At 62.9% G+C, this 15,515-nt stretch carries 14 protein-coding genes; 12 read left to right on the forward strand and 2 right to left on the reverse strand.

Going from position 1 to position 15,515, the window contains the following annotated elements; translation table 11 throughout:
* Positions 1–16 precede the first annotated feature (16 nt).
* The 11 genes from ETW24_RS16085 (at position 17) to ETW24_RS16135 (ending at position 13,057) form a co-directional block, all read left to right on the forward strand.
* Positions 17–898, forward strand: coding sequence for a peptidyl-prolyl cis-trans isomerase (locus tag ETW24_RS16085; RefSeq protein WP_164982759.1), 882 nt, complete (start codon positions 17–19; stop codon positions 896–898).
* Entirely contained in the window at positions 895–1,911 is a 1,017-nt protein-coding gene (locus ETW24_RS16090; protein ID WP_129371987.1) for a HupE/UreJ family protein, read from the forward strand. Before ETW24_RS16085 ends, ETW24_RS16090 begins: the two co-directional genes overlap by 4 nt.
* Before the next feature lie 307 nt (positions 1,912–2,218).
* Positions 2,219–3,577, forward strand: a complete 1,359-nt coding sequence (locus tag ETW24_RS16095) for a sigma-54-dependent transcriptional regulator (protein WP_129371988.1) — start codon at positions 2,219–2,221, stop codon at positions 3,575–3,577.
* Positions 3,578–3,581: 4 nt separating this feature from the next.
* The gene (locus ETW24_RS16100; RefSeq protein ID WP_129371989.1) at positions 3,582–5,546 is read left to right on the forward strand and encodes a sensor histidine kinase; all 1,965 of its coding nucleotides are present in this window, start codon (positions 3,582–3,584) and stop codon (positions 5,544–5,546) included.
* Positions 5,547–5,795: 249 nt separating this feature from the next.
* A complete protein-coding gene (locus ETW24_RS16105; protein WP_129371990.1) occupies positions 5,796–7,517 on the forward strand; it encodes an OFA family MFS transporter in 1,722 nt (573 codons plus the stop codon).
* Positions 7,518–8,046: 529 nt separating this feature from the next.
* Positions 8,047–8,973: an iron chelate uptake ABC transporter family permease subunit gene (locus tag ETW24_RS16110; protein ID WP_254695638.1), complete on the forward strand. Its 927-nt coding sequence runs from the start codon at positions 8,047–8,049 to the stop codon at positions 8,971–8,973.
* Positions 8,970–9,875, forward strand: coding sequence for a MotA/TolQ/ExbB proton channel family protein (locus tag ETW24_RS16115; RefSeq protein WP_129371991.1), 906 nt, complete (start codon positions 8,970–8,972; stop codon positions 9,873–9,875). The genes ETW24_RS16110 and ETW24_RS16115 overlap by 4 nt, the downstream gene beginning before the upstream one ends.
* A 4-nt stretch (positions 9,876–9,879) precedes the next feature.
* Positions 9,880–10,257 (forward strand): ExbD/TolR family protein, encoded by a 378-nt coding sequence (locus ETW24_RS16120; protein ID WP_129371992.1) that lies wholly within the window; start codon positions 9,880–9,882, stop codon positions 10,255–10,257.
* Positions 10,258–10,267: 10 nt separating this feature from the next.
* Positions 10,268–10,651, forward strand: coding sequence for an ExbD/TolR family protein (locus ETW24_RS16125; protein ID WP_129371993.1), 384 nt, complete (start codon positions 10,268–10,270; stop codon positions 10,649–10,651).
* Positions 10,648–11,478, forward strand: a complete 831-nt coding sequence (locus ETW24_RS16130; RefSeq protein ID WP_129371994.1) for an energy transducer TonB — start codon at positions 10,648–10,650, stop codon at positions 11,476–11,478. The genes ETW24_RS16125 and ETW24_RS16130 overlap by 4 nt, the downstream gene beginning before the upstream one ends.
* 538 nt (positions 11,479–12,016) lie before the next feature.
* Entirely contained in the window at positions 12,017–13,057 is a 1,041-nt protein-coding gene (locus ETW24_RS16135) for a radical SAM/SPASM domain-containing protein (protein WP_129371995.1), read from the forward strand.
* 97 nt (positions 13,058–13,154) lie between these two features.
* Here ETW24_RS16135 and ETW24_RS16140 read toward each other — a convergent pair whose 3' ends face one another.
* On the reverse strand, positions 13,155–13,952 hold the full coding sequence (locus tag ETW24_RS16140) for a phytanoyl-CoA dioxygenase family protein (RefSeq protein ID WP_129371996.1): 798 nt from the start codon (positions 13,950–13,952) through the stop codon (positions 13,155–13,157).
* 99 nt (positions 13,953–14,051) lie between these two features.
* Here ETW24_RS16140 and ETW24_RS16145 point away from each other — a divergent pair, with 99 nt between their 5' ends.
* Positions 14,052–14,984, forward strand: a complete 933-nt coding sequence (locus tag ETW24_RS16145) for a LysR family transcriptional regulator (RefSeq protein WP_129371997.1) — start codon at positions 14,052–14,054, stop codon at positions 14,982–14,984.
* On the opposite strand, the gene irrA is transcribed toward ETW24_RS16145, so the two are convergent.
* Entirely contained in the window at positions 14,949–15,365 is a 417-nt protein-coding gene (gene irrA, locus ETW24_RS16150) for an iron response transcriptional regulator IrrA (protein WP_129371998.1), read from the reverse strand. The two genes, ETW24_RS16145 and irrA, sit on opposite strands and share 36 nt — an antisense overlap.
* Between the last annotated feature and the right edge of the window lie 150 nt (positions 15,366–15,515).

Consider the following 15,515-nt stretch of genomic DNA (forward strand, 5'->3'; position numbering starts at 1 on the left):
GGAGATGGTGAGGGCCATGCTGAAAGAACCGTTGCTGCACTTCCTCGTGCTCGCCATCGGACTGTTTGCGCTCCATGCAGCCGTCTCCAAGGACGAGGAGCGGGACGCAAGGACCATCGTCGTGGATCGCGTGGCACTACTGGAATTCATCCAGTATCGTACCAAGCAGTTCGACTCCGAAACCGCGGCCACGAAACTGGATAGCCTGTCCTCCGACGCGCTCGACCGGATTGTGCAGAGCTTTGTCCGAGAGGAGGCATTGGCACGCGAGGCGAGGGCACTGGAACTTGACCGCACCGACTATGTGATCAAGCGCCGGCTGGTTCAAAAGCTCGACTATATGGCGCAAGGTTTCACTGACGCGGGGGCGGACGTCACCGAAGCGGAGGCACGGGCCTATTTCAGGGAAAATGCGGCAGATTTCTACGTTTATCCGCGGATCACCTTCACCCATGTCTTCTTCGCCGCAAATGGCCGGGGCATGACCGGCGCGCTTCGCCAGGCCGAAGAGACGCTGGCTGAACTCAGGAACAGTGATACCCGCTTCGAGGATGCGCCGGGCTTCGGTGAGCGGTTCATGTTCGGCACCAATCATATCGACAGGACTTTGGAGGACGTCCGGAGCCGTTTCGGTGATGAGATGACAGCTGCGCTCTTCGAAGACATGCTGGCCAGCGGTGTCTGGTCCGGTCCGCTCCGATCCGAACACGGGGCGCATCTGGTCCTGGTGACCGACCGGCGGCCGGGACGGCAGCCCACGTTCCAAGAGGTGGCCGAGCGCGTCACGCGCGAGGCACAGCGTAGTGTCAACGCCGAGCGCGCCCGCCAGGCGACGCAGCGGATCGTAGACACTTACAGGATCGATCTACGTCATGCACACGAAACGGAAACCAAATGAGCGCGGCGTTTGCACGCGTTGCCGTCTGCGTTCTGGCGGCGCTTGTCCTGACGCTGGTGCGGACCCCGCCGGCCGCGGCGCATGAGGCGCGGCCGGTCTATGTCGAGATCGCCGAAATATCGCCTGGTCATTTCTCGGCGTCCTGGAAGGCGCCCGTCACCGTGGATCTTGACAACATCCCGCAGGTCGTCTTGCCAGCGCCTTGCCGGCTTCTGGAACCCACGTCGGGTCCGGGCGCACAGCGACATCGCATGTATGCCTGCGCGCCGGACCTGTCCGGCCTGACCGTCCGGGTCGACTATCCGCGGCACAATCCGGCGATCGCAAGCCTGATCCGCTTCACACGGCTGTCCGGCGAGACATACCTCGGGGTGCTGGACCCGGGCAAGACCGGCTGGACAATCCCCGCACGCGAACGTCCGTGGCAGGTTGCCGGTCAATATGCCGGGCTCGGGGTCGACCATATCCTGCAAGGCTGGGATCATCTTCTTTTCGTCGCCTGCCTGATTTTCCTTACCGGAACTCCCCGGCGCATGGCCCTTGCGGTGACCGGATTCACTGCGGCGCATTCGCTGACGCTGGCGTTTGCCGCCTTTGGTATCCTAAGGGCCAGTGTGGCCCCGGTCGAGGCGGTGATCGCGCTTTCCGTTGCCTTTTTGGCAAGCGAATTGGCTCGGAACAAGCGTGGCACACTAAGCTGGCGCTATCCGATCTTCATCGCTGCACTCTTCGGTCTGTTGCATGGTTTCGGCTTCGCTACGGTGCTGCGTGAAACCGGTCTGCCGCAAACCGAGGCGTTGACGGCGCTGCTGTTTTTCAACCTGGGCGTCGAGATCGGCCAGATCCTCTTCCTCACTGTGACCTTGGCCGCTTGCCAGATGGTGCGGGTGGTTTTTTGCCGGGGTGAGGACCTTGCTGCACTGCTCCAGAAGGTTCAACGGCCTGCGAGCTATCCGATCGGTGTGCTTGCGGTCTACTGGACGCTCAACCGGACAGCGCAATTCTGGGGTTGAGCGGACACAAATCCAGACAAGCGTCTGTCGGAACGGCGGGGTGCGGCGAGTGGCTGACCTGTCCCCCGCGGCAGCCAAGCGGAAGCGGTTAATCCGAACCGAAGAGAGTCTCGCATTCGTTCCAAAGGCAAACGGCATCTGGATTTTGCGCGATCGAAGCCGGCCCTGTTTGACCCGACCCTTTTAAAAAAAGGAGAGATAATAGGTTGCTTTAACCCGGTCAGCCCCGGCTGATGGATCTGTTCTCTCGACAAACCCTTGGAAAGCGACAATAGTCCGTTCCCGCCCCCACCGAAAAGCGGCAGGTATGACAGTTAAAGATTTGGCAGCGCTGACCGACCCGCTTGAACTGGCAAGCATACTCATTGTGGACGATGAGCCGGGCATGCGTAATTTCCTGGTGAAAACCCTGCGTCCATTGTGCCGGCTGGTGGACGAAGCCGAAAACACCGAAGCTGCCGCCGCCCTGCTCAACACCGGGCAATATGACGTGATGATTCTCGACAACATCATGCCTGGCCAGAAAGGCCTCGAATGGCTGGCGGAGCAACGCCGTGACGGCGGCTTTACCGACACCATACTGATCACTGCCTATGCCGATCTGCAAACCGCGATCGACGCCCTGCGCGCCGGTGCGTCGGACTTTATCCTTAAGCCGTTCCGCTCGAACCAGATCCTCAATGCCCTGCGCCGCTGTCTGGAAACCGCCCGCCTTAAGCGGGAAAACATGCTGCTGCGCCGCGAGCTGGAAACTACCGGCGCCGGCCGCCGCCGCCGCCGCGAACTGGTCGGAACCTCCCCCGCAATTGCCCGGGTCTGCGGCACCCTGGACCGGGTCGCACAGGTTTCAACGCCGGTGCTGATCACCGGCGCCTCCGGCACCGGCAAGGAGGTCGCCGCCCGCCACCTGCATATGCGCTCAAATCGCGCCGGGGCGCCCTTTGTGCCAGTGCAATGCGGCGCCATCCCGGCTGATGTGATCGAGTACGAACTGTTCGGCCATGCCCCCGGCGCCTTTCCCGGTGCCCCGGCAGGCCGCGAAGGGCTGCTGGCCTCGGCGCAGGGCGGCACTGTGTTCTTTGACGAAATCGGCGAGCTTAGCCCTTCGGCGCAAAGCACGCTGCTGCGGGTGCTGGAAGACGGGCGCATCCGCCCGATCGGCACCGAACGCACGGTGCAGCTTGATCTGCGCTTTGTGATGAGCTCCAGCCGCGCGCTGGCCGAAGCCGTGAACGCCGGAAGTTTCCGCGCCGATCTGCTGTTCCGCATCAATGTGATCGACATTGCGATGCCGCCCTTGCGCGAACGCGGCTCCGACATAATTGACCTTGCCGAACTGTTCCTGACTGAAATCGCCGCCCAGCTGCAGCTGCCGCCGCTGGTGCTGCCCGCCGGCGTCAAGTCGGCTTTGCTGCGGCATGACTGGCCCGGCAATATCCGCGAGCTCAGGAATTTCATTGAACGCTCCCTGATCTTCGGCGGCTTCTCTCTGGACACGCTGGCGCCCGCCCGGCCTGCGGCCAGTATCCTGCCGCTGGAGGAGGTCGAACGCCGCGAGATCCTGCAAGCGCTGGAGGCCGTTGGCGGCAACCGCAGCGAAGCGGCGCGGCAGCTGGGTGTCTCGCGCAAGACAATCGACCGCAAATGCGCGGCCTGGGGACTGTAAGCCCATGAACCGCCTGCGCCCGCTGCTGCAATCGGTCCGGGTCCGGCTGCTGGTGATTGCCCTGATGCCGATGCTGGTGCTGATGCCGCTGCTGCTGGGTTTCACCACCTGGCGCTGGTCGGACAAAATCGACGGGTTGCTGATCAGCAAGGTGACCGGCGATCTCACCATTGCCGACCAGTATCTGGCGCGGCTGACCGCCACCTCGGGCGAACAGCTGGACGCAGTGGCGCAATCGGTCCGCCTCCGCAGCGCGCTGACGGCGGGCAGCACGGCGGATTTCCTGGCGCAGGAAAAGGCCCGGCTCGGCCTTGATTTCCTGTATCTTACAGGCCCCGGCGGCCAGCCCGGGTTTACCCCCACCGACTGGCCGGTTCTGAGCGGTGCCTTGGCCGGGCGATGGCAAAGCGCCGTCGACATTCTGAACGCCGCCCAGCTTGATACGCTGGTCCCCGGCCTTGCCGCCCGCGCCGCCATCCCGCTGGTCGCAACCGAAGCTGCGGTGCCCACCAGCCGCAGCGCCGAAACCCGCGGCATGATCATTCACTCGGCCGCTCCGGTCACCCTGCCGGATGGCCGTCCTGCGCTTTTGGCCGGAGGGCGGCTGCTGAACCGCAATCTCGGTTTCATCGACACCATCAACGCGCTGGTCTACCGCGAGCAAAGCCTGCCGGAGGGCAGCCAGGGCACCGCCACGCTGTTTCTCGAGGACGTGCGGATCTCCACCAATGTGCGGCTGTTCGAAAACGTGCGCGCCCTCGGCACCCGGGTCTCGGCCGAGGTGCGTGGTCAGGTGCTGGGGCGTGGTGAAATCTGGCTCGACCGCGCCTTTGTGGTGAATGACTGGTACATCTCCGCCTATGAACCGATCCTCGACAGCCGCGGCAGGCGGGCCGGGATGCTTTATGTCGGCTTTCTGGAAACCCCGTTCCGCCAGGCCAAGCGCAGCTCGGTGCTGGCGCTGGGGGGCGCTTTCCTGCTGATCGCTGCCTTGTCGGTGCCGATCTTCCTGCGATGGGCCGGGCGCATCTTCCGCCCCCTTGAGGGCATGAACCAGACCATCGCCCGTGTCGAACAGGGCGACTTCACCGCGCGCAACCGCCCGCAGGCTGCCAGCGGTGAGATTGCCCGCGTGGCCGCCCATTTCGACAGCCTGCTGGACCAGGTTCAGGAGCGCGACCGCCAATTGCGGCACTGGGGCGAAAGCCTTGAAGCCAAGGTCGGAGAACGCACGGCCGACCTGCGCGAGGCAAACCGGCGGCTGGAACAGACCACCGAACGTTTGATTGTCTCTGAAAAGCTTGCCGCGGTTGGTGAAATCACTGCCTCCGTCGCGCATGAGATCAACAACCCGGTGGCGGTGATCCAGGGCAATCTCGACCTCGCCCGCTCGGTGCTGGGCGGCCACGCCGCCCCGGTCGAGGAGGAATTCCGCCTCATCGACGATCAGGTCTACCGGATCGGCGTGATCGTCTCGAAATTGCTGCAATTCGCCCGCCCGGAAGAATACTCCGGCGCCTCCGGGCTGATCTCTCCGGCCGAGGTGCTGTCGGACTGCCTGGTGCTGACCCGCCATCAGCTCGACGCCTGTTCGGTCGAGGCAGAGACCCGTCTGACCAGCACCCGCGAGGTGCGGATGTCGCGCACAGAACTGCAGCAGGTGCTGGTCAATCTGATCCTCAACGCAGTGCAAGCCATGCCCGCCGGCGGCCGCCTGACTCTGACCGCTGAAGATGCCCCGGAGGGCGTGCTGCTGACCGCCACAGACACCGGCACCGGCATTCCGCCCGAGCTGCAGAACCGCATCTTTGATCCGTTCTTTACCACCAAACAGGCGCAGGGCACCGGGCTGGGCCTGTCGATCAGCCACCAGCTGGTGAGTCGCGCAGGCGGGCGGATCACTGTCCAGTCGGAGCCCGGACAAGGCAGCCGCTTCGAGATTTTTCTGCCCTGCCCGGCTGTTGCCTGATCCGGACAATTTGGCGCAAATTTCGGCGCAGCCGCTGTACAGGTGCGGACAAAATGTCCCGGCACCGCCCCGCGGCCCTGACCCCGGCAGACAAAGTGTCACGATAAGCCGTTGTTATTGCTAAATTATTTAATTGACAGCTGTGGCAATCCTCCGCCTTTGTCAAGCCACGGCACATTGCCGAACGCCATTCCGGACCGCCGCAATAGGAGGTTGCAGCAGCCGGAACAGCACAAGGGAGGACAACACATGAGCAACCGATCACCCGGCGGGCTGGGGATCCTGCACAAGGCCCATATCACTGCCGGACCCGGCTTTAACCGCTGGCGCGTGCCGCCGGCATCCATCGCCATCCACCTCTGCATCGGCTCGGTCTATGCCTGGTCGGTCTTCAATCCGCCGCTGACCCGCGAACTGGGGGTGATCGCCTCCAGCGCCGACGACTGGAGCCTGGCTTCGGTGGTCTGGATCTTCTCGGTGGCCATCGTCTGCCTTGGCCTGGCCGCAGCTTTTGCCGGCAAATGGCTGGAAGAGGTCGGCCCCCGCATGGTCGGCGTGGTGGCCGCGCTGCTCTGGGGCGGCGGCTTCATTGTCGGCTCTTTCGGCATATCCAGCCACCAGCTGTGGCTGGTCTATCTCGGCTACGGCGTGCTCGGCGGCTGCGGGCTTGGTCTGGGCTATGTCTCGCCGGTCTCGACGCTGATCCGCTGGTTCCCTGACCGCCGCGGCATGGCCACCGGCATGGCCATCATGGGCTTTGGCGGCGGCGCGATGATCGCCGCACCGGTTAAAGGCTGGCTACTGAGCCTGTACCAGACCGCGCCCACCTACCTTGGCACCCAGGACACACTGCAGACGGTGGTCGAGAACGGCCGGGTGTTTGCCCAGACAGCCCAGGGACAGGTCGAAGTGGTGCTTGCCAGCGCCACCCAGGCAGCTGCCTTTGGCGGCGAAGCCGGCGCCTATGCGGTAGGCACCGGCAGCACCGGCGCTGCGCAGACCTTCATGACGCTTGGCATCGTCTATTTCGTGGTGATGATCCTGGCCGCCTTCCAGTACCGGGTGCCAGCCAAGGATTGGACGCCGGAAGGCTGGACACCGAAACCCGCCGCCTCGGGGCTGGTGACACAGAACGACGTGCATATCGACCAGGCGCTGAAGACACCGCAATTCTGGCAGCTGTGGGTAATGCTGTGCTTCAACGTGACCGCCGGCATCGGCGTGATCGGCGTCGCCAAGACCATGATGTCTGAGATCTTCGGCTCGGTGATGCCGCTGGTGGCGACTGCCGCCTTTGCATCAACCTACGTGCTGATGATTTCCGTGTTCAACATGGTCGGGCGGTTCTTCTGGGCCTCTGCGTCAGACTATATCGGACGCAAAGCCACCTACATGTGCTTTTTCATTCTGGGCACCGCGCTGTATCTGTCGATCCCTTATTTCGCCTCTGCCGCTGCAGCCAATCCGTCGCTGATCTATCTGGCGGGATTCTACCTGGCGACAATGCTGATCTTCTCGATGTATGGCGGCGGTTTTGCCACCATCCCGGCCTATCTGGCCGACATGTTCGGCACCATGCATGTGGGCGGCATCCACGGCCGGCTGCTGACAGCCTGGTCGACCGCAGGGGTTCTTGGACCGCTGGCCATCACCTCGCTGCGGCAGATGTCGGTGACCAGCGCGGTTCAGGATCTGGCAGCCAAAGTCGACCCGGCTGCCTTTGCGGCCAAGTTCGGCGCCCCCGTGGCGCAGCTGGATCAGCTGGTTGCGGCCAAAACCGTGACCATCGCCAAACTGATGGAGATCGCCCCGGCCGGCACTCTGGATCCGACCCCCGGCCTCTACAATACCACCATGTATTGCATGGCGGCGCTGCTGGCGGTGGCCTTCTTTGCCAACCTGCTGATGCGCCCGGTCAAAGAGCATCACCACCATGATGAGCCGGAGCTTCAGGCCGTTCCCGGCGAATAAATCCGCAGCCGAGGCGCCCATTGCGCCCCGGCTATATGATCCCGCAGTTTGATGGTGTGATCCTTGCGTAGGAGTGGACGGAAACACTATGGGACAGACGTCGTGATGGCAGCGCCGCACCCTGTCACCCGGCGGGGTGTTGCACAGCAATGTCCCGGGATACGCAGGCTTCGATCGCAGAGCTGAGCCGGGAGCTTGGCATTACCCCGAAGACGGTTGCGAAGTGGCTGAAAGCTCCATCTCTTTGCAGCCCTTGACCGTACCAGCAAGGTCGCGACGGCACAGCCGGTGGATAAAGCCGATGGCAAAATGGTGTTGGCATTCCTCGAACACCAGCTTGAAACCGTGCCCTGCCTGCTGGCATGCGAAACATTCTTGACAAAACCACTAGGATTTCTTACGGATTCCCGCGCGCCAAACGGGCGCGAATTCAGCAAGACGTGGGCGGATTTTTTTCCGCCGTCAGTCCAGCCACCCCCAAAGAACATGGCCTTCGGAACCTCCTGAGGCAGCCGGCTGGAGAGATGTTGTGACGCTGAGGCTGTGGCTGAAACCTCCGGGTGCCAATCCCGCGCAGCCGATCTGCTGTGGCCTGCTGCGCCGGGCAACTGGAATGACGGTACAGGCGGCGGCCATGCTGCTGGTCACCGCTCTGCCCGCCGCAACGGATACGTTTCCGGTAGAAATACAACACCTGTCCGGCTTGGCCGCCGTGCCTGCCAAACCCGAGCGCATCGTCTCTGTCAGCTTTTTCGGGCATAGTTTTCTGCTGGCCCCGGGCCAGACGCCAATCAATTTGCTCAATTGGTATGGCAACGAGTGCTCCGCCGTGTGGCCTTGGGGCCATGATGCAATGCGAGACGCCCCACGGGCTGAGTTCGGCTCCTATGGCACGCCCTGGCAGGAGATGCTGCACACGCATGGCGCCGCCACAGGAACTTCCGGACGCACCGAGACCGTCATCACCCGGACCGGGAGCCGGGTATCCGCCACCTGCGGGGAGCACCCCGAATTGGAAGGCGCCAGCGCCCCCCTGGCCTGGGCGGGCGGAATTGCCATTATGCTGCTGTGCGGCGCCAGTGTTGCGGTGGCGGGTCCAATTGCCTTTGCCGGGCTGATCGTGCCGCATTTGGCCCGCTGGGCCGCAGGCGCCGGTATGCGCCGGGTGATGCTGTTGCCTGCCGTGATCGGCGCCCAGCTGCTGACCGCCGCCGATCTCTTGCGCCGCTTGCCGCTGTTTCGAGGCAACATGCAGGCCGGTGTGATGACGGCATCAAATTCACGTGGCTCAGCCGGGATGTCAGCGGAATGCTGGCGGAGCGGGGGCAATACTCTGGGTACTCCCTTTTTGTTTGCCTGTGACAAGGCCGAAACCCAGCACCCGCGCGCAGCGCTCAAGCCAGAACGGGCAGATCCTAAAACCAATTACACCGCAGCAAATTGGAGCCAGACATGACCATTCGTATCCCTGCAGCGCTGGCAGCATTTTTGATGCTGACCGCAGCCTGGGCGGCAGCCCAGGAAACCCCTGCCGCGCCGGTGCCGGAGATTGCATTGGACGCACCCGTGGCCTCTGTGCCTCAACTTCCAGCCAGCGCGCCGGGGCCTGAAGTGCCCGAGGGAAGCGGGAACCCGGTGACAGCACACAAGGCCGGCCCGATGCCCCCATCAGTCCCGCCCGCCAGTCAGGATGAATTGACACAGGCGGCACGTGACGCTTCATCCAAGGCCTTGAAATTCCTGCGCGATGGCGGCCCTTCAATCTGGGCGATCGCCGTCTTGTCGGTGATCACAATGGCCCTGATTCTGTGGAAGATCTGGCGCCTGGCGCTGATCGGCGCCTGGTCGCGCGGCAAGGCAGGACAGGCCGTTCAAGCCTTTGAACGCGGCGACCGCACCGCGGCCCGATCCATCGTCAATAACCGGAGCGGAGTGCGGTCCAAAGTCGTCAGCGCCGCGCTGACCGCCGCCGCTGCCCTGCCCGAGGACCGCGCCCGCGAGGAAACCGCCAGGGTGGCCAAACTGCACCTTGCCAGCGCGGCCACCGGTCTTGGCGCGCTGGAGCTGATTGCCACCATCGCCCCGCTTCTAGGCCTGCTGGGCACCGTTCTGGGTATGATTGCAGCCTTTCAGGCGTTGCAAGCGGCCGGCTCCAAGGCTGACCCTGCGCTGCTGGCGGGCGGCATCTGGGAGGCGTTGCTGACCACTGCTGCAGGTATGGCAGTGGCGATCCCCGCCTCTGCCGCGCTGACCTGGTTTGAAGCGGTGATCACCCGCATCCGCCGCGACCTTGAGGACAGTGCCGCCCGTATCTTTATCGCCCATGACCCGCAGCCGATGAAACTGGCGGCCGAGTAGAGCCATGGAGTTCACCGAAACCCTGAAACCGCGGCGCAAGCCAAGCCTGACGCCCATGATCGACGTGGTGTTTCTGCTTCTGGTGTTCTTCATGCTGGCGTCGCGCTTTGGCACCGATGCGGTGCTGCAGCTGCCACTGGCGGCCCAGGGCGGCAGCTACTCGGGGCCGCCGCGGCTGGTCGGAATCGGTGCGGGAAATCTGGATGTAAATGGCGTGCCGGTGGCAGACAGCAACCTGACCCAGGCACTGGCACCGCTGATGGGAAAACCCACCGATATGCTGATCCTGCGCGGCCGCGACGGCGCCGACTTGCAGCGTATCACCGATGTGACCGGGCTGCTGCGGCAGGCGGGCTACAGTAACTTTGTGCTGGTGGAATAAGGAACCGCGCATGGACCTGACAGAGGCGCCCCGCCGTCCGCGGACTGAATCCATCGTACCGATGATCAATGTGGTGTTCCTGCTGCTGATCTTTTTCCTGATGACCTCGCGCCTGGCGCAGCCTGATCCGTTTGAGGTAACCCCGCCGGACGCAGCAATCGAGGCAGACCCCGGAGCCGGGCCTGTGCTGTACATCAATGCCGAAGGCAGGATGCATTTCGATGGGGCCGAAGGCGGCGAAGCCCTCGCACGGCTGGCGGCAGTCAGCGGCGGCACCCCGGTTCTGCAATTGCGCGCCGACGCCCGGCTGGAGGCAACAGCCCTGGCCCGCCTCCTGCGCCAACTGGCGGCAGCAGGCTTCAGCCAGGCTGAACTGGTGGTCCGCCAGCCATGAAACGTGCCGCTGAATTCACCGTTTTTGCCGGCATTGCCGTATTGATCCATGTGTCGCTGTTTGCTCGCGTGCCCGGTTCCGGCGCGCAATCCAGCGGCGCGGGCGGCACGGCGATGGTGTCAATCCAGGCGGCGCCTGAAGCTGTAGCGGAAATGGCCGAGGCCTGGGAGAAGCCGCCGCAGACTTCACCGCAGATCGCAGCCCAAAGCGTTGAACCGTTGCCGCCGGCCAACGTCCCTTCCCTGCCGCAACTGGCACTTGACCTGGCACCGCGGGCTGCAGCACAGATTGCAATACCCGCGCCTGCAAGAACGGACAATCTGCAAATCGACACTGCGCCGCCGTCACCTCCAAAGCCACAGAAACCAGAGCCAAAGCCGGATCCGCAGCCTAAACCCGCGCCTGAACCGCAACCGCAGCAGGACCGTACATCAGAACAGGCCTCGGCCGGCCGGGCCGAACAGCGGGCCGCCGGATCGGGCGGCGGCGCTCAGGCCGGGCAATCCGGCGGAGCACAGGCGGCAACGGCAGAGTCCGGCCGCCGGGCCAAGCTGCGCAGTATCTGGGGCGCCAAGATCCGCGCCCGTGTGGAACGGCGCAAACGCTACCCCGCCGGAACCAGCGGCAAAGGCCAGGTTGTGGTGCGTCTTACCGTCTCCCGGTCAGGCCAGCTGCTGAGCCACCGGATTGCCAGATCCTCAGGTGTCGCAGCCTTTGATCAGGCAGCCCTGCAAGCCGTCGCCCGGGCCGGCAAGTTCCCATCAGCGCCGAAAAAGCTGCAGATCAATCAAATCAGCCTTAACCTGCCTATGAGTTTCTCGAAATAAGCCCCGGAAGGCTGCCGCTCCAGCCAGCCCCGCCGGAGGGCCGGATCCCGAGGCTCAAGGTCAATCCGCAAGTTCCGGCGCAGGCTGGCATAGGCCGCAACCGGTGCACATGGCGTCTTCGGTGTCTCTGATCAATCGCTGCCGGTGTTATTGGCAGACCCCGGGATCGGCTCCCGAACGCTGTCTTGGATCAGCCACAGATGCGTTTTCTGCCGAGGTGTGGCCGCATTGCTGGGCCTGCAACCGCCAGCCGTCGCTTGTCATTCAGCAAATTGCTGCCCTTTGCAGCGCACAGCTGACACCAATTGAAGGCAGCAATTCCGTCCAAAACCGGCGGTGACCGCAGTATAGAATTTCCGTTTCCACACACAATGCAGCTTTTAATTGCTGTCTGCGGGCTTCGTCTCCGAACAGGCCGGGTGCAACTTTGCTGCTTGGCCGCTCACGTAATGCTCACGCAATGTGACCCCGCAAAGGCTTGCCTCGCCTCTCCCGGACCTTAAGGTGGATCCCGTACGCAGCATACTGAGGCCAACGCATGAAAGATCTAGCCCCCGTTCCGGACCTGAAACCGGAAACAGCGCAGCCGGACCTGCCCGCCAAACCGCCGGCACTGCATGAACGGGCACTGCATGTGCTGGCCCGGCTGCTGCCGCTGGCGTACTTCCGCCGCCCTCCAAAGATCATCATCATCGACGCCACCAACAGCTGCAACCTGCGTTGCCCGGTGTGCCCGGTCACCTTTGCCATGCAGCGCAAACGCGGCATGATGAAACCGAACGTGTTCCGCAGGATCATCGACGATTTCAAGGACCAGCGGGAAAAGCCCGCGATCTATTTCAGCTTCTCGGGTGAGCCGACCCTGCACAAAGACCTGCCCGATTTCATCGCCTACGCCCATGAAAACGGCCATGACACCTATCTGTCGACCAATGCCACCCGCCTCACTCCGGATATGAGCGAACGGCTGATCCGCTCGGGACTTGCCCGCGTAAATCTGTGCATGGACGGTTTTTCAAAGGAGGCTCAGGAAACTTACCGGGTCAATTCCGACTTCGATAAGGTCAAGGCCAGCATTGAAGAGTTTCTGAACATCAAAAAGGACCTGGGCTTCAAAACCCCGGTCACGGTGCTGCAGACACTGCTGACCAGCTATTCCGAACCGCAGATGGACGAAATGGAGACCTGGGCGCGCAACGCAGGTTTTGACCGGGTGCGGTTCAAGACATTCTCGATCGGCTCCTATACCTCCGCCGACCAGAAACGCGAGTTTGCGCATTTCCTGCCGCGTCAGAAAGAGCTGCGCCGCCACCCGCGCCACACCAGCCATGCGATGTGCACGGTGCCGCTGTTTCAGTCGGTGGTGTTCTGGAACGGCGATCTGGGCCTGTGCTGTATCGACTATGACCAGGTGATCCAGCTGCCCAATGTCGAGCAGGACGGCTTCCTCGCCGCCTACCGTTCGGACGAGGCCGCCCGCGCCCGCAAGCGCGGCTTTCTCAAACAGTTCGGCATCTGCAAAACCTGTTCGTTTTCCAACGCCGAAAACATGGGCATCCGCCGTGATCTGAAAAAATAACCGTGCGGCCAAGGCTGCCCGCTTCTGCTTCTTTCTGGTCAAAAATACCCTGGGGGTGAAGGCCCTCAGGCCTGAGGGGGCAAGGCCCCCTCCCCTGTTACCGCTGCAGCAGGACCGGAAACCAATCCTCGCGCAGTCGCTGGCCGGGCTGCATTTCATGCCCCGGGAAGGGCGGCGATGTGGGGCCGGGACGCTCAACATAGCGTGCATCATCGCCCACCAGCCGCAGCGAAAACGCACGGCGGCGCGCAGTTGAGGTGTTGCCGCGGGATCCGTGCAGCGTCTTGTAGTTAAAGGCGATCGCATCACCCGGTTGCATCGGGTATTCCACCACGGTCATGCCTTCGGCGTCAGGATCAGGAACAGCCATATACTGCCCTTCGTCCGCAAAGAAATCCTCCTCGGAGACCCAGCGGGTCGGCAGCACTTCCTTTTCCCATTTGTGGGAGCCTGCGACGCAGCGCAATGCGGCGTCCTTCACCTCATCCAGCGGCGACCAGAAGCTGATGGTCTGCTGCCCCTCGACGAAATAATATGGCCCGTCCTGATGCCACGGGGTCGGCATTGATGTGCCCGGTTCCTTGACCAGAACATGATCGTGGAACATTTGCACAGACTGGGATTGCATCAGGTCAGCGGCAACTTCGGCCGCTGGCGATTGTTCGATCGCCTGCTGGAACTCGGGGATGCGGGTCCAGTTGCAGTAGTCGTCAAAGAAGCGCCCGGTCTGGCCGGCCTTTTCGTTATTGGACGCATATGGCCCAGGGTTTTCCATATTGGCGGCCACCCCGGCGCGCAGCAGCTCAACCTGTTCGGCAAACAACCCGCGGATAAGGACAACGCCGTCGCGCTGAAACTGTTCGATGTGTTCAGGGGTGATAAGGGGGTGGACCATGGCGGCCTCCGCTGCTGAATGATGCAATTCTGATGCGTCATTCCTGCCGGTCAACGGACATAGTTTCAAATCATATCTTTCTATTATAGACTTAACCTCATGTTATACCTTACGTTACGCCATTACGAATATATCTGCGCCGTAGTGCAGCATGGCAGCCTGTCCGCAGCGGCCGAGGCGGTGCATGTAAGCCAGCCTGCCCTGTCTGCAGCCCTCAGCCGGATCGAAGACCACCTTGGTTATTCATTGTTCCTGCGCCGCCGCGGAACGGCGCTGACATTGACACCGCAGGGCCGGGACTTCGCGGCACAGGCGCAGGAACTGCTGGATCAAGCCCGGCGGCTGGAAGACCCGAAAGGGTCCGGTGCCGGGCAAAGAGGGCTAATGCTGGCCTGTTTCTCGGACCTTGCGCCGTTCCTGCTGGCACCGGCGCTGAAGGCCCTGCGCCAAGCGCTGCCAGAGGTGGGGGTCCGCCACCGTGCCTGCGGGTTCGACCCATTGAACAATGCGCTGACCGAAGGCGAGGCGGATCTGGCCATCACCTTTGACCTGGGTTTGGATGCCGGGTTCAGCCGGGCGGAACTGGACCGGTTTTCACCCCACGCGCTGGTGCCGCCTGAACATCCGCTGGCAACGCGCAGCGGCCTTACCCTGGCAGAGGTGGTGCTGCATCCGCTGGTACTGTCACAGGAAGGCTTATCTGTGCAGCACATGCTGGGACTGTTCAAGGCGCAGGGGCTGGTGCCGCGGATTGCCCACCGGGCGGGTTCGCTGGAATTGCTGCGCAGCCTGGCCGCCAATGGCGAGGGTGTCGGCATCAGCTACAGCCTGCCGCCTGGCGGGATGAGTTATGATGGCAAGCCATTGTGCGCTGTTCGGATCACGGACCAGGCCGCAGAAGAGCCGGTAATTCTGGCGGCGCATACGCAATTGCCGGATGCTTCGCCGGCCTTTAAGGCGCGTGACATTCTGCGCACAGTGCTAAGTGCCGGCAGGTCAGACCTTGCGCAGGCGGATCACCACATCGACTGAGGCGATCTCCATCCCGTCGGGGGCTTCCGGCAGTTTGTGAATCACCAGTTCCTGTGCGGGCGCGTCGCTGACGCGGCCTTCATCCTCCCAGAAGAAATGCGGATGATCATGGGTGTTGGTGTCAAAATAGCTTTTGGAGCCGTCCAGCGGGATCTCTTGCAACACGCCGGCGTCGCAAAAGGCGCGCAGAGTATTATAGACGGTGGCCAGCGATACGGCGGCGCCTTTCTTCTTGGCCGACTCGAACAGGCTTTCGGCGGTGATATGGCGGTGTTTGCCGTCGCCGACCAGCAATTCGGCAAGCGCCACCCGCTGCCGGGTGGGTCTTAGCCCGGCCTCTGTCAGCCAGCGTGTGGCCGTGTCTTCGCTGTTTGGCGTCATGAGCAGATCCTGCATCGCGTTGCTGACCGTATATATAGGTGCAACACCCAGGGTTTTTCAAATGAAATTCATTCGCAGCTAGGCAGGTGTTTCTTGTGTGCGTGTGGCACATTCAGCGCAGGAAGTGACGCGGGGTCCCCTTGCAGGACC

The organism is Leisingera sp. NJS204 (genome assembly GCF_004123675.1).
Lineage (GTDB): Bacteria > Pseudomonadota > Alphaproteobacteria > Rhodobacterales > Rhodobacteraceae > Leisingera.

Coding starts and splice junctions, on each gene's coding strand:
- ETW24_RS16085 (WP_164982759.1), top strand. CDS start 17: ATGCTGAAAGAACCGTTGCTGCACTTCCTCGTGCTCGCCATCGGACTG.
- ETW24_RS16090 (WP_129371987.1), top strand. CDS start 895: ATGAGCGCGGCGTTTGCACGCGTTGCCGTCTGCGTTCTGGCGGCGCTT.
- ETW24_RS16095 (WP_129371988.1), top strand. CDS start 2,219: ATGACAGTTAAAGATTTGGCAGCGCTGACCGACCCGCTTGAACTGGCA.
- ETW24_RS16100 (WP_129371989.1), top strand. CDS start 3,582: ATGAACCGCCTGCGCCCGCTGCTGCAATCGGTCCGGGTCCGGCTGCTG.
- ETW24_RS16105 (WP_129371990.1), top strand. CDS start 5,796: ATGAGCAACCGATCACCCGGCGGGCTGGGGATCCTGCACAAGGCCCAT.
- ETW24_RS16115 (WP_129371991.1), top strand. CDS start 8,970: ATGACCATTCGTATCCCTGCAGCGCTGGCAGCATTTTTGATGCTGACC.
- ETW24_RS16120 (WP_129371992.1), top strand. CDS start 9,880: ATGGAGTTCACCGAAACCCTGAAACCGCGGCGCAAGCCAAGCCTGACG.
- ETW24_RS16125 (WP_129371993.1), top strand. CDS start 10,268: ATGGACCTGACAGAGGCGCCCCGCCGTCCGCGGACTGAATCCATCGTA.
- ETW24_RS16130 (WP_129371994.1), top strand. CDS start 10,648: ATGAAACGTGCCGCTGAATTCACCGTTTTTGCCGGCATTGCCGTATTG.
- ETW24_RS16135 (WP_129371995.1), top strand. CDS start 12,017: ATGAAAGATCTAGCCCCCGTTCCGGACCTGAAACCGGAAACAGCGCAG.
- ETW24_RS16140 (WP_129371996.1), bottom strand. CDS start 13,952: ATGGTCCACCCCCTTATCACCCCTGAACACATCGAACAGTTTCAGCGC.
- ETW24_RS16145 (WP_129371997.1), top strand. CDS start 14,052: ATGTTATACCTTACGTTACGCCATTACGAATATATCTGCGCCGTAGTG.
- irrA (WP_129371998.1), bottom strand. CDS start 15,365: ATGACGCCAAACAGCGAAGACACGGCCACACGCTGGCTGACAGAGGCC.